Consider the following 19,144-nt stretch of genomic DNA (forward strand, 5'->3'; position numbering starts at 1 on the left):
GAAGGCTCCATGACCACCGTCACCAGCACCCAGATCCAGCTCGTCCGCCGCCCCGTCGGCTGGCCCGTCGCCGAGGACTTCCGCACCGCGCAGGTCGAGTACGACGAGCCCGCGGCCGGCGAGATCCGCGTCGAGAACGCCTTCCTCTCCGTCGACCCGTACATGCGCGGTCGGATGAACGACGTCAAGAGCTACACCCCGCCGTACGCGCTCGGCGAGACGATGACGGGCGGCGCGATCGGCCGCGTCACCGTGTCGGCCGACCCGGACTTCCCCGTCGGCGCCGTCGTGCTGCACCAGCTCGGCTGGCGCGACATCGTGCAGGCCGAGACCTCGGCCTTCCGCGTCGTCCCCGAGATCCCCGGCGCCCCGCTGTCGCTGCGGCTCGGCGTCCTGGGCATGACCGGCCTCACCGCCTTCGTCGGCCTCACCACCATCGCGGGGCTGAAGGAGGGCGACACCGTCTTCGTCTCCGGCGCCGCGGGAGCCGTCGGCTCGGCGGCCGGCCAGATCGCGCGCCTGCTCGGCGCGAAGCGCGTCATCGGCTCGGCCGGCTCGGCCGAGAAGGTCGCGCTGCTGACCGAGAAGTACGGCTACGACGCCGCGTTCGACTACCACGCCGGTCCCGTCCGCGAGCAGCTCGCCGCGGCGGCGCCCGAGGGCATCGACGTCTACTTCGACAACGTCGGCGGCGACCACCTCGAGGCGGCGCTCGACGCCTTCAACGACGGCGGACGCGCGGCGCTCTGCGGCGCGATCGCCGGCTACAACAGCACCGAGAAGCCGGCCGGCCCCGACAACATGGCCAACATCATCACCCGCGCGCTGACCCTGCGCGGCTTCACCCTGTCGGCGTACCTCGACCACGCCCCGGAGTTCAACCGCCTGATGGGCGGCTGGTTCCAGGAGGGGAGCATCGCCTACGACGAGACCGTCGTCGACGGCATCGACCACGCGGTCGACGCCTTCCTCTCGATGATGCGCGGCGGCAACACCGGCAAGATGATCGTCCGCCTCTAGGACCCGGATCTCGATACGCCCTCTGCGAGGGCTACTCGATCACCATGAAGGACATGCTGGTCGAGTAGCCGCGCAGCGGCGTATCGAGACCCACCCACCGAACGACGCCGGATCTCGATACGCCCTCTCCGAGGGCTACTCGATCACCATGGAATTGCACGCGTCGCAGACGCGCTCCTCTTCCCTGCCGGTCGAGTAGCCGCGCAGCGGCGTATCGAGACCCACCCACCGAATGACGGCGGATCTCGATACGCCCTCTGCGAGGGCTACTCGATCACCATGCAGTACCCCCGTCCGCCGGTCAGCGCTTGACGGCGTCGATCTTCAGCATCTTGGCGATGACGGAGTCGAGCTCCGAGTCGTCGAAGATCTTCTTCCAGTCGTCCTTGATGAGCGCCTCGCGGCCGTAGCCCATGGCGATGTGGCACGCCTCGGAGAACGGGTTCGAGCCGCGCAGGCCGTTGGTCAGCGCGATCCAGGTGTGGCCGTAGAGCATCGCGCGGGCCGCCTCGTAGGGAACGCCGACGCCGTTGACGGTCTCGTCCAGCGCCTCCTTGAGGAACTCGCCGACCATGCAGGCGATCGTCTCGACCAGGGTCGGCTCGAGCACGGCGAGCTGCTTGACGGTCACCCAGTGCACGGCGATGACGGGCGCGTAGATGGTCGAGATGACCTTCTCCGCGATGGCCCGCACGTCGTCGTCGGCGTCCTCGAGGGCCGCGACGACCTCCTGGGGCGCGGCGATGCCGCCGAACGTGTCGGCCCACTCCTCCGGCGTGGTGCGCTCGAGGAACACCGACGGGTGGCACGGGTGCGCCACGGCGTAGTGGATGTCCTCGCGCTTCGCCAGCAGCCCCGCGTACGCGGCGGCCGGGTCGAGGGTGAGGATGATCGCGCCGCTCTTCATCTGCGGGATCACGTCCTCCGAGACCGCGCCGAGCACGACGTCGGGGACGGCGAGGATGACGACGTCGGCGTCCTTCACGGCGTCCGGGGTCGCGGTGATCTCGCGGCCCGCCTCGCGGGTGCGCTCCTGACCGGCGGGCGAGGCCTCGCTGTAGAGGGCGTTGTACTCGGACTTCTGCAGGTTGTTCGAGACCCGCATGCCCATCTTGCCGCCGGCGCCGACGACGGCGACGGTGAGGGCGGAGGCGGCGGTGCCCGGGGCGGTGGTGGCGGTGGTGTCGGTCATGAGTTCCTTCTCCTGAGCTGGTCGAGGGTGGTGCGGGTCCACTCGGCTTCGAGCCGGGTGGTGACGAGCGCCTGCTCCGCGGCGGGGACTGTGTCCTGCCAGGGGAGCCAGAACTCGATGATCTGGGTGATGCCGCGCTCGGCCGGCCGGAGCAGCGCGAGCATGCCGTCGTAGTCGAGGCGGCCGTCGCCGAGCGCCGTGCCGGTGTAGACGAAGCCGACCCAGCCGGGGTTGCGGCTGAAGTCGAAGTCCTTGACGTGCCAGTTCGCGACGTACGGAGCGCAGCGGGCGGTGACGTCCTCCGGCAGCTCGAGGTTCGCGACGGTGTTCGCCGGGTCGAGGCAGATCCGGATCCGCGGGTGATCGAGCGTCGCGATCACGTCGACGAGGTCGGCGGTGCTCACCTGCTCGTACGTCTCCAGGGCCAGCGTGACGCCGGCCTCCTCCAGCTCGGGCGCGATCTCGCGCAGGCGCCGCAGCGTCTCGGCGCGGTCCGGCCGGTCCTCCCTCGACGTCCACATGCTGCGCAGCAGCACGACGTCGAGCGCGCGGGCCAGGCGGAGCCAGCGGCGCAGGTGCGCGGGATCGGTGCCGCGGGTGCCGAGCTCGAGCGCGACCCCCTCGGCGGCGGCGACCGTGCGCAATGACCCGAGCTGCTCGTCCGAGTACTCCTCGAGCGCCGGCACGTCGCAGAGCTGCAGCAGGTCGACGCCGAGGGCGGCGGTCTCGCGGACCATGTCCTCGACGCCGAGAGGCTCGGGGACGCGGTCGGAGGAGCGCCAGAAGAAGGCGTAGCTGCTCAGTCCGAGGCGGCTCACGGGCGGGCCCCCTCGGTGGAGCGGGCGAGGGCGAGCGCCTCGTCGAGGATCGCGCCGACCGCCTCGGGGTCGTGCGCGAAGCGGCCGAGGAAGAGCCCGGGCACGCGGCCCTCGAGCGCGGTCAGCAGCCCGGGTCCGGCGCTGCCGCCGTAGATGACGCGGCTGCCGGCGCGGCCGGGCAGCTCCGCGAGGGCCGCCTCGAGTGCGGTGACGACGCCGGCGATGAAGGCCGGCTCGGCGGGCTGGGGGGCGCCGATCGCCCAGACGGGCTCGTAGGCGGCGAGGATCGGGCCGACGGCGCCGGCCTCGTCCGCGTCCGCGAGGGCGGAGCCGATCTGCGCGAGCACGAGCTCGACGGCGTCCTCGACGGAGCCGCGCTCGGTCTCGCCGACGCAGAGCAGCGGCACGAGGTCGTTGCGGAACGCCGCCGCGACCTTCGCGCGCACGCGCTCGTCGTCGTCGCCGAAGAGCGCGCGCCGCTCGGCGTGGCCGATCTCGACCAGCCGGCAGCCGACCTCGCGCAGCTCCGCTCCGCTGACCTCGCCGGTGAACGCTCCCGCGTCCTCCCAGAACAGGTCCTGGGCACCGAGCGCGACGCCCGCCTCCGCCGCGAGGGCGCCGACCGGCACCAGCGCAGGGAAGGTCGGCACCACGAACAGCTCGACGGCTCCGGAGGCGGTCGCCTCGTGCGTCCGCGCGATCTCGGCGATGCGCCGCATCCACTCGAGCGTCCGCGCGTGGCCGAAGTACATCTTGAGGCTCACGCCGACGGTGAACGCCGGGGCGTCCCCGGCGGCGCGGCTCAGCACGAGCCGACCGTGGCGGCGTCGTCGGCGACCGGGTTGCCGGCCTCGTACGCCTCGATCACGCGCACCTTCTCCGCGGAGGCGGAGGACGTGTCGAACTCGTAGCCGAGCCACTCCTTCGCGAGGCGGCGGGCCAGCTCGATGCCGACGACGCGCTGGCCCATGCAGAGCACCTGCGCGTCGTTGGAGAGGATCGAGCGCTCGACCGAGAACGAGTCGTGCGCGGTGACGGCGCGGATGCCGGCCACCTTGTTGGCGGCGATCGCGACGCCGAGCCCGGTGCCGCAGATCAGGATCGCGCGGTCGGCCTCGCCGCGGGCGACCATCTCGGCGGCGGCGATGGCGACGCTGGGGTAGGGCGTGTGCGACGAGGCGTCGACGCCGACGTCGACGACGGACGCGACGCGGGAGTCCTTCTCCAGGTCGGCCTTGACGATCTCCTTGTAGTCGAGACCGGCGTCGTCGGAGCCGACGACGAGGCGGAAGGGTGCGCTCATGGGTGTTCTCTCCTTGCTGGAAGCGGATTCGGGGACGGGGTCGACGCTACGCGCCGCTGCCGACAGAGCCGGGGGCGGCGGCGGCACCGGAGCGCAGCACCGCGCCGATCGCGGTGACGATCAGCCCGAGCGAGTGCGCGCCCGCGTCGGGGGTGCCGAGGCTCTTCTCGGCGTGCGGCCGGGCGCGGCCCATCCTCGGCAGCAGCCGCGCGGTCGCGGCGGCGGCGGCGGTGCAGGCCTCGGCGGCCCGGGTCCACGCCGCGGGCAGCTCGTCGCCCGCGGCGACGGCCTCGCCGAGGACGTCGGCGAAGGGCACGAGGGAGTCGACCATCGTCTTGTCCCCCGGCGTCGCGCCGAAGCGGAGGATCGCGGCGCGCGCGCCGTCGACGCCCTCGACCACCGCGGCGGCCGTGGGCGCGGCGGTGTCGCCGAGCGCCGAGCCGACCGCCGCGAGCGCGGCGCCCCAGAGCGCTCCGGAGGTGCCGCCGGCCCGGTCGGACCAGGCGTCGCCGGCGTGGGCGAGCACGGTCCCCGCCCCGGCGCCGGCCTCGAGCGCGGCCCGGGCGGCGGTGACCGCCGCGTGCACGCCGCGCTGCATGCCGATGCCGTGGTCGCCGTCGCCGGCGACCGCGTCGATCCGCCCGAGCTCGTCGGCGTTCTCGTCGATCGTGGACTGCGTCGCCTCGAGGGCGGCGAGCACGGTGCGGGCGGCGTCGCGGGAGTCGTCGCTCGCCTCGCCGATGACGACCGCGGCCGTCTCCTGCTCGGTCACCGCCGCCTGCTCGGCGGGGCGGACCGAGCCCTTGCGATACGCAGGCGCCTCGGCCGGCGCGGCCCACAGGCGCTCCAGCTCGTCGTCCACCCAGAAGAAGGTGAGCGAGACGCCGGCCATGTCGAAGCTGGTGACGAGCTCGCCGACCTCGGGCTCGAGCACCTCGAGGCCGCGCTCGCGCAGGCGCCGCTCGACGCCGGCGTAGACGACGAACAGCTCCTCGTACTTCACCGATCCGAGCCCGTTCAGCACGACGACGAGGCGCGAGCCCTCGGCCGCGTCGACGCCGTCGGGCAGCTCGGCGAGCAGGGACGAGACCAGCAGCTCGGCGAGACCGTCGGCCGTCGGCACGTCGTCCTCGCGGATCCCGGGCTCGCCGTGGATGCCCATGCCGACCGCCATCCGCCCCTCCGGAACGGTGAACAGCGGCTCGGACGCCCCGGGCAGCGAGCAGCCGGAGAAGGCCACGCCGAAGGAGCGGGTGCGCTCGTTGGCGAGGCGGGCGATGCGCTCGACCTCGTCCAGCGACGCACCCTCCTCCGCGGCGGCGCCAGCGACCTTGAAGACCGTCAGGTCGCCGGCGATCCCGCGGCGCTTGTGCTTCTCGGCGACGCTCGCGCTCGAGACGTCGTCCGTCACCGTCACGGTGCGGACGTCGATCCCCTCGTCGCGCAGGCGCCGCTCGGCCGCGTCGAAGTTCAGCACGTCGCCCGCGTAATTGCCGTAGCTCAGCAGCACACCGCCACCGTGCTCGGCCGCCGCGGCGACCGAGTGCACCTGCTGCGCGGACGGCGAGGCGAAGAGGTTCCCCATCGCCGCGCCGTGCGCGAGACCCTGCCCGACGAGTCCGCCGAACGCCGGGTAGTGGCCGGAGCCGCCGCCCACCACGAGGGCGACCGAGCCGGGCGCACTCACGGTCGAGCGCACCACGCCGCCCTGCACCCGCCGCACGAAGCGGCGGTTCGCGGCGACGAAGCCGTCGATCATCTCGTCGGCGAAGTCGGACGGGTCGTTGTAGAGCCGGGTCATCAGGAGTCCTGTTCGAGGAGGGGCGTCGGGCGTCGGACGGTCGGCAAATCGCGCGGGGTGCTCAGTGCGCGATCACGTCGACGCTGGGGGCGTCGAGCGGTGCGTCCTTGTAGCGGCGCGCCAGCAGGGACATCAGCACGGCCGAGAGCAGCAGGAAGAAGCCGACGATGAACATCGGGACCTCGTAGCCGCCGGTCGCGTCCTTCAGGGCGCCCGTGATGTACGGGGCCGAGAAGCCGGCCAGGTTTCCGACGGTGTTGATCAGCGCGATGCCCGCCGCGGCCGCCGCGCCGGTGAGGAACCGGGTCGGGAAGGTCCAGAAGTTGGGCAGCGCCGAGAAGATCGCCATCGCGGTGACGGTGATCACGGCGATCGTGGCCGCCGGGGAGCCGGCGAAGAGCGCGAGCGGGATGGACAGGCCACCGGCGATCGCGGGGATCACGATGTGCCAGGTGCGGACGCCGCGGCGGGTGGCGTCGCGCGACCAGAGGTAGAGGGCGATGGCCGCTGGCACATAGGGGATCGCGGTGATCAGGCCCTTCTCGAAGATGCCGAAGGTGGTGCCGTACTGCTCCTGGAAGCCCTCGATGATCGTGGGAAGGAAGAAGGCGAGGGCGTAGAGGCCGTAAATGAAGCCGAAGTAGACGAAGCTCAGCATCCAGACGCGGCCGCTCTTGAAAGCGGACGACATCTTGGGGTGGGTGGTGACGCCCTTGGTCTTCACGTCCTCCTCGCGCTTGAGCGCGGTGGTGAGCCAGACCTGCTCCTCGCGGGTCAGCCACTTCGCGTCGGAGGGCTTGTCCTTGAGGTAGAACCAGGCGATGACACCGATGACGATCGCCGGCAGCGAGACGCCGAGGAACATGAAGCGCCAGCCCTCGAGGCCGAGGATGCCGTCCTGCTCGATCAGCAGGCCGGCGAGCGGAGCGCCGATGACCGTCGTGAGCGGCTGCGCCAGGTAGAAGAGCGCGAGGATCTTCGAGCGGTGCTTGGCCGGCACCCAGAGGCTGAGGAAGAGGATCGCGCCCGGGAAGAAGCCCGCCTCGGCGACACCGAGCAGGAAGCGCAGGGCGACGAGCTGCTCGAAGTTCTGCACCCAGGTGAAGAGCAGCGCGACGATGCCCCAGCTGACCATGATGCGGGCGAGCCAGCGGCGAGCGCCGAAGCGGTGCAGCGCGAGGTTGCTCGGCACCTCCAGCAGGATGTAGCCGATGAAGAAGACGCCCGAGGCGAAGCCGAACTGGGCCGCCGAGAGGGCGAGGTCCGCCTCCATGCCGTTCGGCGCGGCGAAGCCGATGGCCGTCCGGTCGAGGTAGTTGATGAAGAACATCAGGGCGACGAACGGCACGAGCCGGATCGACACCTTCCTGATGGCGCTCTTCTCGACGGCGGCGTCCGCCGTCGCGGTTCCGCCTGTGCGGGAGGGAAGGTCCACGTCGATCTCCTGATCCGTGTCAACGACTGTGTTGGGTGGTGCGGTGGGCTCGGGCCGCCTTCGGGGGAATTGGCTGACCGGTTGACCAATTAGAGAATGCCGTGCCGGGTGCCGCTTGTCAACCGGTTCTCCGGTCGCGTCGCTGCGGGTGGGGTGCCGGCGCGGTTGCTACGGTCGGACCATGCCGGCGTACCCCGAAGACGATCCGTCCCTCGTGCGCCTGGAGCTGCAGGTCCTCCCCCGCGGCACCGCCGTCGCCGAGGTGGCCAAGCAGCTCACCTCGCTGCTCACCCGCGGTGATCTCGTGCCCGGGTCCCGCCTCCCCCCGGAGCGCCAGCTCGCCGAGAGCCTCGGCGTCGGCCGGTCGGCGGTGCGCGAGGCGCTCGCGGCGCTGGAGATCCTCGGCATCGTCACGGTGCGGCCCGGCTCCGGCACCTACCTGCGCGACAGCACCTCCGAGCTTCTGCCGACCACGCTGAGCTGGGGCCTGATGCTCTCCGCGGGGCGCACGGCCGAGCTGATCGAGGTGCGCGGCACCCTGGAGGTGCAGGCCGCGATGCTGGCGGCGCTCCGGATCGACGACGAGGGACTCGAGCGCCTGCGCGCGCATCTGGCGGCGATGGAGTCGCACCTCGACGACATCGCGGCGTTCGTCGAGGCCGACGTGCGCTTCCACCTGCAGATCGCGGTCAGCGCCGAGAACGTGGTGCTGCGCGATCTGCTGCAGACCATCCGCTCGCTGCTGCGACTCTGGGTCGAGCGCGCGCTCAGCAGCCCCGAGCAGGCCCTCGACGCCTTCACCGAGCACCGCGCCGTGCTCGAGGCGATCGAGGCCCGCGACCCGTCCGCCGCCGCGCGGGCGATGGAGGCGCACATGAGCACCGCGTCCCGGCGCCTGGCGGACACCGGGAGCTGATCGAGGGCCGTCGGTCCGGGGCCCTCGGTCCGGGGCTGCTGATCGCGCCCCGCGGTGGCAGACTCGGCCCATGAGCGACCTCCTGCGCCGCGGTGCCGCGGCGGCCCTGACCCTCGCCGCGGTCGGCCTCCTCGTCACCGGCTGCGCGGGGCGCGCCGACATCGCCTCCTCCACCTCGCCGCTGCCGCGGCCGAGCGCGACGGCCACGGTGACGCCCACCGCCTCGCCCACGGCGACGGCGTCGGCACCCGCCTCGATCGTCCCGACCGCGGAGCCGACCGCCGCGCCGACGGCGGCATCCGAGACTCCCGCCCCGCTGCCGACCTCGTCGCAGCCGCCGGCACCGGCGCCCGAGCCTGCGCCCGAGCCCTCGACCGTCCGCTGCGTCGGAAGCGACCTCTCGCTCGAGTACCGCGCCGACCCCGACGCGTCCGGCGCGGGGAGCAGCGCCTTCGACCTGATCTTCACGAACACGACCGACCGGACCTGCACGCTCGCCGGCATCCCCGGGGTCTACGCCGCCGGGGCCGACGGCAGCCGCCTCGGCGCGGTCGCCTCCGCCGACGGCCCGAACCCGGACGGCCTGCTCGCCCTCGCTCCGGCGGCGCAGGCGGACGTCCGGGTCGCCTGGCACTCCCCCGGCGCCTTCGGCTGCCCGACCGCGACGTCGACGTTCCTGGTCGCCGAGGTGATCGACGCGGCCGATGCCGCCGTCCGCGCGCCCGCCGCGATCGAGGTCTGCACCGACGGCACCGTGTAGCTGGACGCCTCCACCTACACGCTGCTCGGCTAGGTCCTGCGCCGGTCCCCCGAGGACCGCGCTCAGGTGGTGGAATGGACGAGGACAAGGAGAACCCATGCTCATTCCCCTGCACGACACCGGCGCCCGCGCCCGGTCCACCCAACTGCCCTCCGCTCCGGCCACCCGCTCCGGCGGTCACTCGCCGCTGTCCGAGACGGTCGCCGTCTGATGGCCGAGGAGCGCGCGATCCTCGCCGGCGGCTGCTTCTGGGGCCTGCAGGAGCTGATCCGGGACCTGCCGGGCGTCTTCGAGACCCGTGCCGGCTACTCCGGCGGGACCACTCCGAACGCGACCTACCGCCACCACGGCGACCACGCCGAGGCGGTGGAGATCGAGTTCGACCCCGAGAAGACCTCGTACCGCGACCTGCTCGAGTTCTTCTTCCAGGCGCACGATCCGACCACCCGGAACCGGCAGGGCAACGACATCGGCACGGGCTACCGCTCCGTGATCGTCGCCCTCTCGCCCGAGCAGGAGCGCGTCGCCCGCGAGACGATCGCCGAGATCGACGCCTCCGGCCGCTGGCCGGGCCCGGTCGTCACCGAGGTCCAGCCGGCCGGCGAGTTCTGGGACGCGGAGGAGGACCACCAGGACTACCTCCGGAAGCACCCCGGCGGCTACACCTGCCACTGGGTGCGCCCGGGCTGGACGCTCGACGCCTGAGCGTCGCCGCTTCCGGCGGCACCCGGGCAGCGGAACGGGGCCGGCGCCCCGATCGCGACCCGGGCGCCGGCGGCGGCGCTCACGTCCCGCGGAGGGCCGCGATCGGCTCGATGCGGGAGGCGCGCCGCGCCGGCACGCTGCCCGCGAGCAGTCCGATCAGCGCGCCGAGGAGCGCGCCGCCGAACGCCACCCCGGGGTCGAGCACCGGGGTCCACTGCTGCGCGAGCGAGACCGCGAGCACCGCGAGGACGCCGGTCGCCGCACCGAGCAGACCGCCGAGGAGGCCGATCACGGCCGACTCGACGACGAACTGCTGCGCGATCCGGCGTCGCGTGGCGCCGAGCGCCCGGCGCAGGCCGATCTCGCCGACGCGCTCCATCACCGACAGCGTGGTGACGTTGGCGATGCCGACGCCGCCCGCGAGCAGCACCACCACCGAGAGGATCAGGAACACGAGGTCGACGTCGGCGCGGACGTCCCCGGCCAGCTCGGACGGACCGCCGGGCGCCGAGACGGAGACGGAGTCGGGCGCGTCCGGGGCGAGGGTCAGCGGTGCCTGCGCCGCGACCTGCGGGCCGGCGCCGATGTCGATGCGCGCCTGGAGGTCTCCCGGCGTCGCGAGCGCGAAGTCGGCCCGCGCGGTGCCGGTGGGGAGGACGACCGCGTCGAGCAGCTCGGCGCGGGCCTGGACGTCGGCGAAGATCCCGAGGACCGAGTAGGCGACCCCGTCGATCAGGATCGACGGCCGGGAGTCGACGCGCTCGACACCGAGCCGCTCGGCCGCGCGGGTGCCGAGGACGACGACGCGGTCGGCGCGCGCGTCGTGCCCGGAGTCGAACATCCGCCCGGCGGTCACCTCGCCCTCGAGGGTGCCGAGGAGATCGGCGGAGGCGGCGAACACCCGCGGCGGGGCGGCGGCGGGCGCCGAGGGGTCGTTGACGGGGACGGCGGTGACGGTCGCGCCCTCGCGGAGGGACACCTCGCCGACGAGGGCCGCCTGCTCGATGCCGGCGAGCCGGAGCACCCGGTCGACGGCGTCCCAGGGCAGGCGCCCGGTGGCGACGCTGTCCCCGGTGGAGTCCTTCGCCTCGGCCGGCTGCACGACGACCTGGGTGGCGGCGAACGCGTCGAACCGGCGGGCGAGCTGGTCGGCGGTCGTCTGCGCGAAGCCGATCGTGGCGACGAGGGCGCCGATGCCGAGCACCGTGCCGAGCAGGGTCATCACCAGCCGGGCCGGCCGCGTGCCGATGTCGGAGGTGGCCTCGGCGAGCAGGTCGGCGGCGGTGAAGCGGTCCGCTCGGCGGACGGGCCGCAGCAGCGCGGACGCGGCGGCCGAGCGCGGTCGCCGGCGCCCGAGCCGCCGGCGCAGCGCCGCGAGTGCCGGGCTCATGCGGTCACCTCCTGCATCCGTCCGTCGGCGATGCGGAGGCACCGGCGCGCCCGCCGGGCGACGGCGAGGTCGTGCGTGATGACGACCAGGGTGAGTCCGGTGTCCGTCAGCTCCTCGAAGAGCCGCATCACGTCCGCGGTCGTCGAGCCGTCCAGATTGCCGGTGGGCTCGTCAGCGAGGAGGAGGCTCGGGCGGGCGACCACGGCGCGGGCCACGGCGACGCGCTGGCGCTCGCCTCCCGAGAGCGTCGTCGGCAGGAAGCCGAGCCGGTGCCCGAGGCCCACCCGGAGCAGGGCGTCGCGGGCGCGCGCCTCGCGGTCGGCCCGCGGTGTCCCGCTGTAGAGCATCGGCAGCATCACGTTCTCGAGCACCGTGCGTCGCGGCAGCAGGTGGAAGGACTGGAACACGAAGCCGATGCGCTGCGCCCGCACGGCCGCGCGCGTGTTCTCGTCGAGCGCTCCGGTGAGCGCACCGTCGAGCCGGTACTCGCCGACGCTCGGCCGGTCGAGCAGCCCGAGGATGTTCAGCATCGTCGACTTGCCCGAGCCGCTGGGGCCGACGATCGAGACGTAGTCGCCCTCGTCGATCCGGAGGCTGACGCCCTTCAGCGCCTGCACCTCGGGCGGGCCGGGGAACGAGCGGGTGACGTCCCGCAGCTCGACCAGCGGAGCGGTCACCGGCCGACCACGACCAGGTCGCCCTCGTCGAGCGTCCCGTCCACCGGCGACACCTCGACCGCGCCCTTCGCGGCGAGACCGGTGGTCACGACGACGAGCCGGGTGGCGGCGCCCGGATCGCGCGGATCACCGTCGACGACCTCGACCCGGCTCTCGCCGCCGGAGCCGGTGGACAGCGCGGCGACCGGGACCGAGAGCACGGCACCCTCGGTCGCTCCGACCGCGACCGTGACCTTGACGTTGGTGTCGCGCAGCTGCTCGACCTGCTCGGGCGAGAGCGGATCGGGGGTGAGCGTCACCGTCCAGCGCCCCTTGCCGTCCTTCGCGGGATCGACGCCCGACACCGTGGCGCCGTGCGACGACCGGTCAGGGAGCTCGAACGAGGCCTTCTGGCCGACCGAGAGCAGCCGCGCGTCGGCCTCGGCGGCGGAGCCGGAGAGCTCGACCTGCGCGCCGGAGACCGTCATCGCCGCCCCGGACAGGACGCCGCCGCGCTTGGCGGTGACGGCGTCCACCCGCCGCGGGAGCGACGTGAGGAACAGCACCTCCCCCGCGGGGAGCGCCGGCAGGACGGACTGGCGGGCTCGAGTCAGGTCCTCCTGCGCCTGCGTCACCTGGGACTGCGCCGACTCGACGGCGCCGCGCTGGGCGCCGGTGTCGGTGCTCGCACCCAGCTGGGCCCGCCGGAGCTCGGCGAGGCCGAGCGCGTCGTCGAGGTCCGCGATCCGGAGGCCGTCCGGCGGCTCGGCCGCGCGGGCGGCCTCCAGTTCGCGTCGTGCGCTCGCGACCGCGTTGTCCGCCTCGCGGACCTCGACGGGCGAGGAGCCCGCCCGAGCGGCGTCGAGCTCCTTCTGCGCGGCGACGAGCCCCTGCTCGGCCGCGCGCAGCGTCTCCTGGGCGGCGCGGACGACGTCCTCGCCGTCCTCCTGCGTCGCGGGCGCCGCGTAGCCGGCCTGGGCGTAGAGCTCGGTGACCGCGTTCGCGGCCGTCTCGTCGAAGACGTCGTCGGCGGGGTCGCCGGCGTCGATCCCGAGGCCGCGCAGCGCCGACTTGAACTGCACCACGTCAGGCCCGGACACCCCGAACCGCAGGGTCCGGTAGGCCGGCAGATCGCCGGGGAGGACGATGACGGGGCGGCCGGCGATCTCCAGCGCGATCGACAGCGGCGACAGCTCGGTGCCGGCCGCCGGGACCTGACCGGTCACCACCGCCGCGCCCTGGATCCCCGTCGTGTCGATGGTCACCTCGACGGCGTCCGCGTAGCGCACCTCGCCGCGGAGGGTCACGTCGTTGCTCAGCTCGCCGGACTCGACCGGCGCGGTGATCAGGCCGGGGGCGGGCGGTTCCGCGTTCGCGGCGGCCTCGGCGGGCGAGACCACGAGCCTCCCGACGAGCAGGCCCGCGACGAGGCTCAGCAGAGCGGCGGCGGCCACGATCCAGAGGACGCGGTTGCGCGAGACGACGGCGGCGAGTGCGGCGAAGCGGCTGCGACGTCCCGGAGCGTCGGACCCGCTGTCGGGACCGTCGGCGGGCCCGGTGACCGCGAGGAGGTCGAGCGGATCGGTCGGTGTCGGATCGGAGGTCGGCCGACCGGTCGGCGCCGAGTCGGACGGCGTCGGATCGCCGGAGCCCGAGCGGCGGGGAACGCGCATCTACTCGCCCTGCTCGGCGTCGGCCTTCAGCGCGTCGAGCTCGGCGCGGTGGTCGTCGATGAACTGCTGCTCCAGCGCGTCCTGGACCTTCTTGTGCACCGCTGAGTAGTCGGTCTTCTCCCGGCAGTCCAGATCGGCGAGGGCGAGCTCGATCTCCTCGTCCTTCACCGCGACGAGCTTCGGGTCGGTGGGCTCGATCACCTGGTCGCCGGCCGCGTCGTAGACCGCCGTCAGCTTGTCGCTGATCGAGTTCACGGCGTCGTAGGGGGCGGCGAAGCCGGGGTAGCCCGCGTCGCTCAGGCAGGCGGACCACGCCGCATCCAGATCCGCCAGCTCGGGGACCGACTGCAGATCGGTGTAGAACTCGTTCAGCGCGTCCATCACCGGCTTGTGCTTCTCCGCCGACGCCGGATCCTCCCCCTCGAGCTCGTGCTGGGCGGCGCCGAAGCAGCCCGCCGTCGTCCAGTCGTACTCGTACGACCCGTCCTCGGAGGCAGCGGCGTCCTCCGGCTCCGCCGGGCCGTGCAGCGCCTCGGAGTAGGCCGCCTTCTCGGACTCCGAGAGGCTGTCGTAGTACTCGGAGTTGGCGTCGACGTACTCGTCCTCCGGCTCGGCCGAGTCGTAGCGACCGGGAGAGTCGACGACGCCGTAGCCGTACTGCGCGACCCATTCGCGATCGTCCGGCTTGTAGGCGTCGGCGTCGGACGACGAGAACGACGCCGACTGCACGCTCGGGGTGTAGTCGAAGCCCGACTCCTGCATGCAGGTCGCGACGAGCTCCTCGCGCTTGCGGTCCTGCTCCCTGTACTTCTCCTCCTGCTCCTCGGGCGAGAGGTCCCCGCCGTAGAGCGCACCGAGGTAGTCGATCAGCGGAGAGGTCGGCTCTTCGGTCTTCGCGTCCTCGGCGGGGGCGGAGCAGCCGGCGAGCGCCAGCACGCCGGACAGCGCCAGGGCCGACAGTGCCAGTGCGGAGCGTGCGGCGGTCAGGTGGGCGCGGCGTCGATGCTTCACGGAGGTCCCTCTCGTTCAGGGGCGCGCGGCGCGGGCGGGGGTCCCGCGCTCGCGCGCCGCCGACGACGATACCGACGGATCCTCATCACCGTGTGGTCGGGGCGGGCTCTGGCGTCGCACGTCGGTCGACGCGCCGCGGGACGCCCGCGTCGAGCGGTTCCTGCGGCGCGAGACGTCGGTCCGCGGACGCGGCTACGGCGTCAGCAGCACCCGCGCGGCTCCGCCCGGTTCGAGCACGAACGACTCGCAGTCCGCTCCCCCGGCCGCCTCCCAGCGCTCGATCCCCGTCGGATCGACCGCCACCGCGGTGCCGCCCGCATTGCCGAGCAGCACCACCCGGCGGTCTGCGGCGAAAGCTCCGAGCGCGACGAGTCCCGGCGCGTCCGCGTCCAGACGAGGTGACCCGGTGAGGGCCGCCGCCCACTGGAGCACTGTGCCGGCGGCCGTGACGCCGGCCGCCGTGACGACACCGCGCGGTCCCCACTGCTCGAAGTAGGCGAGCGAGGCGACGCCCGGGACCGCGAGCGCGCCGACGCTGCCGACGACCCAGGCTGCGAACTCAGGCGCGTGCTGGCGCTCGTCGGTCGCTCCCGGGACGATCTCCGGGCCGTAGCCGGACCCGTCGATGTCGGCGGCGCCGGGGTCGAACGGCGAGGTCGACACCGCGTTCATCCGCGCACCGAGCGTGACCGGACCGATGTGCAGGCGTCGGCCGTCCGCGATCGCCGCCGCGTCGCGGACCACCGTGCGCTGCACGCCGAGGGACTCGACGAGCTGGTGCCCCGAGCGGTCGTGCATGAAGGGGGTGATGCTGAAGGCGAGCGACGCCTCCCCGTTCGCGAGGGCGTCCGCGCCGCGGTTGAGCTCGGTGAAGTGCGAGCGGACCCCGCCGACGACCTCGGCGCCGCGCTCGGCCGCCGCCCGTCGCGCCGCCTCGAGCAGCTCGGGTGTGCTGCGGTGACCCTGGGCGGCGAAGACGCCGAGGCGGGCGAGCGGCGCGTCGCCGAGCTCGTCGAGGACCGTGCGGACGTCCTCCGGCCCGGACGCGACGACGCGCAGATCGACAGGGCGTCCGCCGGCGTCCTCGAGCGCGCGCTGCAACGCGCGACGCCAGCCGGTCCAGCGCACGTCGCACTCGACCAGCAGATCGAGCGCCGGTCGCACATCCGGCCGGAGGCCCGTCGACGCGCTCGCGGCGGAGGTGCGGATCTCGGGGAGCGGGTACCCGGCCCTGCCGGTCCGCAGGACGGAGGGGGACGCGATCGATTCCCGTGTGACGGTCGGCGGCGCGCCGCCGCAGTCGATCCGCAGGCTCTGCCGGACGATCTCCCCCGCGGCGACCGGCACCGGGAACGGCAGACTCAGCGGCGTCGAGTAGGTCTTGAACGACGCGTCGGTCCAGTTGCGCTGATCCTCCGTCTCGAACACGTCGCCCTCCAGGGTCAGCTCGACCGGGACGCCGTCGGCGGTCCAGGCGAGACCGGCGAGGTCCTGCGCGGGCTGATGGGGCGCGATCCGCTCGGGGAAGGCCAAGCGGTCGGTGGTGCCGCCCGGGTGGCGCGCCTCGACGGTCGCTCCGGCGCTCTCCGTGCCGTGCAGCACGATCAGCCCCAGGCGGTTGCGGAGGAAGGGCGTGCTCGCGCGTGCCTCGAGTGCGATCGTGAGCGAGTTTCCGGAGAAGTCGGCGCGCAGGGTCCAGGTGACGCGGGCCTCGCCCTGAGCGCTCTCGCCCTCGACCACGAGAGTGCCGCCCTCGATCTCGAGCGCTGCGCGGACGGTCGCGAAGGTCCCCCAGTCCTCGTCGCGGACGACGAAGCGGACCCCGCGGAGGATCCGCGCCGTGCCGAACCGGAGGTCGTCGAGCCGGCCGTCGGAGAACCGCAGCGACCACGGGCCGCAGCGGACCGCCCGCTCGTCGCGCTCGGCGTCCTGGAGGAGCCCGGCCGGGACCGTCTGCGCGGCGGGCCGGATCTCGATCGCGGGCACGATCAGAGGGTGGTCATGCCGCCGTCGACGCGGAAGAGCGCGCCGGTGGCGTAGCTCGACTCGTCGCTGGCGAGGTAGACCATGATTCCCTCGACGTCCGCCGCGGAGCCGGGCCGACCGAGCGGGATCCGCGAGGTGATCGCCGCGCGGGCCTCGGCGTCGCCCGAGATCGCGGTCACCAGCGGGGTCTCCGTGTAGCCGGGGACGACCGTGTTCACGCGGATCCCCTCGCCCGCGTAGGCGGCGGCGACGGTGCGGGCAAGGCCGTGCATGCCGGCCTTCGAGCTGCTGTAGGCGGTGAAGTCCTGACCCTCGCCGTTGAGCCCGGTCGGGCTGCCGGTGAGGACGATCGAGCCGCCGCGGCCTCGCAGTGCACGGACGGCGTGCTTGACGGTGAGGAAGGTGCCGGTGAGGTTGATGTCGATCGTGCGGCGCCAGACGTCGAGGTCGAGGTCGGCGATCTTCGCGTCCTGGCCGAAGAGCTGCACGCCGGCGTTCGCGACGACCACGTCGACCGCGAAGCCGTCGGCCGCGAGGCGGGCGAAGGCCTGCTCGACGCTGCTCTCGTCCGAGACGTCGAGCCGGACGGCGACGGAGTCCGGGAAGGCGGCCGCTGCGTCCTCCGCGGCGGCGAGGTCGCGGTCGGTGAAGGCGACCCGGGCGCCCTCGCGCGCGAAGCGCTCCGCGACGGCCCGGCCGATGCCGGAGCCGGCTCCGGTGACGAGGGCGGTCTTGCCAGTGAGGCGTCCGGTCATGCGTGCTCTCCTTCGAGTCGATCTGCTCCGATCATAGGAGGCGAACCGGTTGACCGCCTAGGCCTTGTCTGCTCGATTCCAGAGGTCGGCGCGACCCCTTGACCCGGCCCGGTCCAGCCGCGACGCTCGCTCTACACGTCCCACACCACCCCACCCCTCCCGGAGGTCACCATGAAGGTCGGCTCGCTCGTTCTCCGTCTCGCCGTCGGCGGTCTGTTCGTCGGACACGGACTGCAGAAGCTCCGCGGCTCGTTCGACGGCCCGGGCCTCGACGGCACCGAACAGATGATGAAGAGCCTGGAGCTGCACCCGGCGCGCCGGAACGCGGTCGCCGCCGCCGTCACCGAGACCGCGGGGGGCGCCGCGCTCGCCCTGGGCCTGGCGACGCCGGTCGCGGCGGCCGGGCTGATCGCGACGATGGTCACGGCCGTCCGCAAGGTGCACTGGGCGAACGGCCTCTGGAACAGCGGCGGGGGCTGGGAGTACAACGGCCTGCTCGCGGCCGCCGCGACCGCGATCGTGGCCGACGGCCCCGGCGCGCTCTCCTTCGACGGCCTCGTGGGGAAGCGGAAGTGGGGCGCCGGCTGGGCGCTCTTCGCCCTCGTCGCCGGCGCCGCCGCCTCCACCGCCGTGATCGAGGCCGGCCGCCGCGCCGCGGCCGCCGAGGTCGAGGGCACCAGCAGTGAGACCCTCACCGCGCCCGACTCCCCCACGGCGTCGGATGACACCGCATCCGCATGAGCGAGCCCATGCTGATCGAGTAGCCCGCGCAGCGGGCGTATCGAGACCCGGTAGCGTCGGCACGTGACCGCCTCCACTCCCTCCGCCGTCCGCCAGCTGCGTCTCGTCGTCCAGGTGGACGACCTCGACGCGGCTCTCCGCTTCTACCGGGACGCCCTCGGTCTGACCGAGCGCGCCGCCTTCGACGGCGACGGCGACGCCCGCGTCGCGATCCTCGAGGCCGGCATCGCCACCCTCGAGCTGGCGAACCCCGCGCAGGTCCGGATGATCGACGGCCTCGAGACGGACGGCGACACGAGCGACCCCCTCCGCGTCGCCTTCGAGGTCGACGACGCCGCCGCAGTGACCGCGGCCCTCGCCGGCGCGGGCGCCGAGCTCGTCGCCTCCTCGCGGGAGACGCCGTGGCGCTCGCTCAACTCCCGCCTGCGCTCCCCCGACGGCCTGCAGCTGACGCTGTTCGAGGAGCTCGGAGCGGCGTCCGAGGACGACGCGGACGACGAGCTCCTCCTCTGGCAGCGCGCCGTCGATCGGCTCGACGGCCTCGAGGATCCGGACGGTGTCGTCGAGCGGATGCGAGTGCTCGCCGCGCGCTATCCGGGCACCGACGGCGTCGCGCACTTCGAGCTCGGCGGCGCCCTGGACAGTGCGGGCCACGAGGCGGAGGCGGCCGCGGAGTACGAGCGCGCCGTCGCCGCCGGTCTCGACGACGAGCGGCTCGCCCGGCTGAGCATCCAGTACGCCTCCACTCTGCGGAACCTCGGCCGGACCGAGGAGGCGATCGTCCTCCTCTCCTCCGCCCCGCAGCACCCGTCGATCGGTGCGGCGCGCGAGGTCTTCCTCGCACTCGCCCTTCACAGTGCCGGTCGCACCGACGAGGCGCTGCGGACCGCCCTCGAGGCGCTCGCCCCGACGTTGCCGCGCTATCGCCGATCGGTCGCCGCGTACGCCGCCGACCTCACCGACTCGGCGCCGCAGACCTGAG

18 protein-coding genes are annotated in these 19,144 nt (G+C 73.6%); 6 read left to right on the forward strand and 12 right to left on the reverse strand.

The genetic code is table 11. The annotated features are described in order from the left end of the window. Positions 1–9 precede the first annotated feature (9 nt). Complete coding sequence (locus tag EDF43_RS09355; RefSeq protein WP_132438454.1) at positions 10–1,020, forward strand: NADP-dependent oxidoreductase; 1,011 nt, start codon at positions 10–12, stop codon at positions 1,018–1,020. Between the two features lie 301 nt (positions 1,021–1,321). On the opposite strand, the gene EDF43_RS09360 is transcribed toward EDF43_RS09355, so the two are convergent. The 6 genes from EDF43_RS09360 to EDF43_RS09385 all read right to left on the reverse strand — a co-directional run bounded on the left by EDF43_RS09360 (position 1,322) and on the right by EDF43_RS09385 (position 7,464). After that, positions 1,322–2,212: a phosphogluconate dehydrogenase C-terminal domain-containing protein gene (locus EDF43_RS09360; RefSeq protein WP_132438455.1), complete on the reverse strand. Its 891-nt coding sequence runs from the start codon at positions 2,210–2,212 to the stop codon at positions 1,322–1,324. After that, positions 2,209–3,030, reverse strand: a complete 822-nt coding sequence (locus EDF43_RS09365) for a sugar phosphate isomerase/epimerase family protein (RefSeq protein WP_243646401.1) — start codon at positions 3,028–3,030, stop codon at positions 2,209–2,211. The genes EDF43_RS09360 and EDF43_RS09365 overlap by 4 nt, the downstream gene beginning before the upstream one ends. Beyond that, the gene (locus EDF43_RS09370) at positions 3,027–3,839 is read right to left on the reverse strand and encodes a triose-phosphate isomerase family protein (RefSeq protein ID WP_243582641.1); all 813 of its coding nucleotides are present in this window, start codon (positions 3,837–3,839) and stop codon (positions 3,027–3,029) included. Before EDF43_RS09370 ends, EDF43_RS09365 begins: the two co-directional genes overlap by 4 nt. Continuing rightward, on the reverse strand, positions 3,833–4,333 hold the full coding sequence (locus tag EDF43_RS09375; RefSeq protein ID WP_127887006.1) for a ribose-5-phosphate isomerase: 501 nt from the start codon (positions 4,331–4,333) through the stop codon (positions 3,833–3,835). The genes EDF43_RS09370 and EDF43_RS09375 overlap by 7 nt, the downstream gene beginning before the upstream one ends. A gap of 46 nt (positions 4,334–4,379) precedes the next feature. Further along, entirely contained in the window at positions 4,380–6,134 is a 1,755-nt protein-coding gene (locus tag EDF43_RS09380; RefSeq protein WP_132438456.1) for a dihydroxyacetone kinase family protein, read from the reverse strand. Positions 6,135–6,195: 61 nt separating this feature from the next. Further along, positions 6,196–7,464, reverse strand: coding sequence for an MFS transporter (locus EDF43_RS09385; protein ID WP_221181106.1), 1,269 nt, complete (start codon positions 7,462–7,464; stop codon positions 6,196–6,198). Positions 7,465–7,750: 286 nt separating this feature from the next. Here EDF43_RS09385 and EDF43_RS09390 point away from each other — a divergent pair, with 286 nt between their 5' ends. The 3 genes from EDF43_RS09390 to msrA all read left to right on the forward strand — a co-directional run bounded on the left by EDF43_RS09390 (position 7,751) and on the right by msrA (position 9,950). Next, the gene (locus tag EDF43_RS09390) at positions 7,751–8,485 is read left to right on the forward strand and encodes a FadR/GntR family transcriptional regulator (protein WP_123735949.1); all 735 of its coding nucleotides are present in this window, start codon (positions 7,751–7,753) and stop codon (positions 8,483–8,485) included. A 70-nt stretch (positions 8,486–8,555) separates the two neighbouring features. Beyond that, positions 8,556–9,245, forward strand: a complete 690-nt coding sequence (locus tag EDF43_RS09395; protein ID WP_132438457.1) for a DUF4232 domain-containing protein — start codon at positions 8,556–8,558, stop codon at positions 9,243–9,245. A gap of 210 nt (positions 9,246–9,455) precedes the next feature. Continuing rightward, on the forward strand, positions 9,456–9,950 hold the full coding sequence (gene msrA, locus EDF43_RS09400) for a peptide-methionine (S)-S-oxide reductase MsrA (RefSeq protein WP_132438458.1): 495 nt from the start codon (positions 9,456–9,458) through the stop codon (positions 9,948–9,950). Between the two features lie 79 nt (positions 9,951–10,029). Here msrA and EDF43_RS09405 read toward each other — a convergent pair whose 3' ends face one another. The 6 genes from EDF43_RS09405 to EDF43_RS09430 form a co-directional block, all read right to left on the reverse strand. After that, entirely contained in the window at positions 10,030–11,340 is a 1,311-nt protein-coding gene (locus EDF43_RS09405) for an ABC transporter permease (RefSeq protein WP_123735952.1), read from the reverse strand. Further along, on the reverse strand, positions 11,337–12,017 hold the full coding sequence (locus EDF43_RS09410; protein ID WP_123735953.1) for an ABC transporter ATP-binding protein: 681 nt from the start codon (positions 12,015–12,017) through the stop codon (positions 11,337–11,339). Before EDF43_RS09410 ends, EDF43_RS09405 begins: the two co-directional genes overlap by 4 nt. Next, a complete protein-coding gene (locus tag EDF43_RS09415) occupies positions 12,014–13,669 on the reverse strand; it encodes a TolC family protein (RefSeq protein ID WP_207901650.1) in 1,656 nt (551 codons plus the stop codon). The genes EDF43_RS09410 and EDF43_RS09415 overlap by 4 nt, the downstream gene beginning before the upstream one ends. Next, on the reverse strand, positions 13,670–14,680 hold the full coding sequence (locus EDF43_RS09420) for a hypothetical protein (protein ID WP_132438459.1): 1,011 nt from the start codon (positions 14,678–14,680) through the stop codon (positions 13,670–13,672). 192 nt (positions 14,681–14,872) lie between these two features. After that, on the reverse strand, positions 14,873–16,666 hold the full coding sequence (locus tag EDF43_RS09425; protein WP_132438460.1) for a hypothetical protein: 1,794 nt from the start codon (positions 16,664–16,666) through the stop codon (positions 14,873–14,875). A gap of 2 nt (positions 16,667–16,668) precedes the next feature. Next, complete coding sequence (locus EDF43_RS09430; protein ID WP_123735956.1) at positions 16,669–17,421, reverse strand: SDR family NAD(P)-dependent oxidoreductase; 753 nt, start codon at positions 17,419–17,421, stop codon at positions 16,669–16,671. Between the two features lie 171 nt (positions 17,422–17,592). Here EDF43_RS09430 and EDF43_RS09435 point away from each other — a divergent pair, with 171 nt between their 5' ends. Beyond that, entirely contained in the window at positions 17,593–18,162 is a 570-nt protein-coding gene (locus EDF43_RS09435) for a DoxX family protein (RefSeq protein WP_132438461.1), read from the forward strand. 63 nt (positions 18,163–18,225) lie between these two features. Then, positions 18,226–19,143 carry a tetratricopeptide repeat protein gene (locus EDF43_RS22305; RefSeq protein ID WP_243646402.1) on the forward strand — a complete coding sequence of 306 codons (918 nt, stop codon included), beginning with the start codon at positions 18,226–18,228 and terminating at the stop codon, positions 19,141–19,143. Position 19,144: the final 1 nt, after the last annotated feature.

Source organism: Rathayibacter sp. PhB179 (assembly GCF_004345345.1).
In the GTDB taxonomy this organism is placed as follows: Bacteria; Actinomycetota; Actinomycetes; order Actinomycetales; family Microbacteriaceae; genus Rathayibacter; species Rathayibacter festucae.

Bases quoted from the DNA above. Each gene is read 5' to 3' on its own strand.
- EDF43_RS09355 (WP_132438454.1), top strand. From the start codon at position 10: ATGACCACCGTCACCAGCACCCAGATCCAGCTCGTCCGCCGCCCCGTC.
- EDF43_RS09360 (WP_132438455.1), bottom strand. From the start codon at position 2,212: ATGACCGACACCACCGCCACCACCGCCCCGGGCACCGCCGCCTCCGCC.
- EDF43_RS09375 (WP_127887006.1), bottom strand. From the start codon at position 4,333: ATGAGCGCACCCTTCCGCCTCGTCGTCGGCTCCGACGACGCCGGTCTC.
- EDF43_RS09380 (WP_132438456.1), bottom strand. From the start codon at position 6,134: ATGACCCGGCTCTACAACGACCCGTCCGACTTCGCCGACGAGATGATC.
- EDF43_RS09385 (WP_221181106.1), bottom strand. From the start codon at position 7,464: ATGTTCTTCATCAACTACCTCGACCGGACGGCCATCGGCTTCGCCGCG.
- EDF43_RS09390 (WP_123735949.1), top strand. From the start codon at position 7,751: ATGCCGGCGTACCCCGAAGACGATCCGTCCCTCGTGCGCCTGGAGCTG.
- EDF43_RS09395 (WP_132438457.1), top strand. From the start codon at position 8,556: ATGAGCGACCTCCTGCGCCGCGGTGCCGCGGCGGCCCTGACCCTCGCC.
- msrA (WP_132438458.1), top strand. From the start codon at position 9,456: ATGGCCGAGGAGCGCGCGATCCTCGCCGGCGGCTGCTTCTGGGGCCTG.
- EDF43_RS09405 (WP_123735952.1), bottom strand. From the start codon at position 11,340: ATGAGCCCGGCACTCGCGGCGCTGCGCCGGCGGCTCGGGCGCCGGCGA.
- EDF43_RS09415 (WP_207901650.1), bottom strand. From the start codon at position 13,669: ATGCGCGTTCCCCGCCGCTCGGGCTCCGGCGATCCGACGCCGTCCGAC.
- EDF43_RS09430 (WP_123735956.1), bottom strand. From the start codon at position 17,421: ATGACCGGACGCCTCACTGGCAAGACCGCCCTCGTCACCGGAGCCGGC.
- EDF43_RS09435 (WP_132438461.1), top strand. From the start codon at position 17,593: ATGAAGGTCGGCTCGCTCGTTCTCCGTCTCGCCGTCGGCGGTCTGTTC.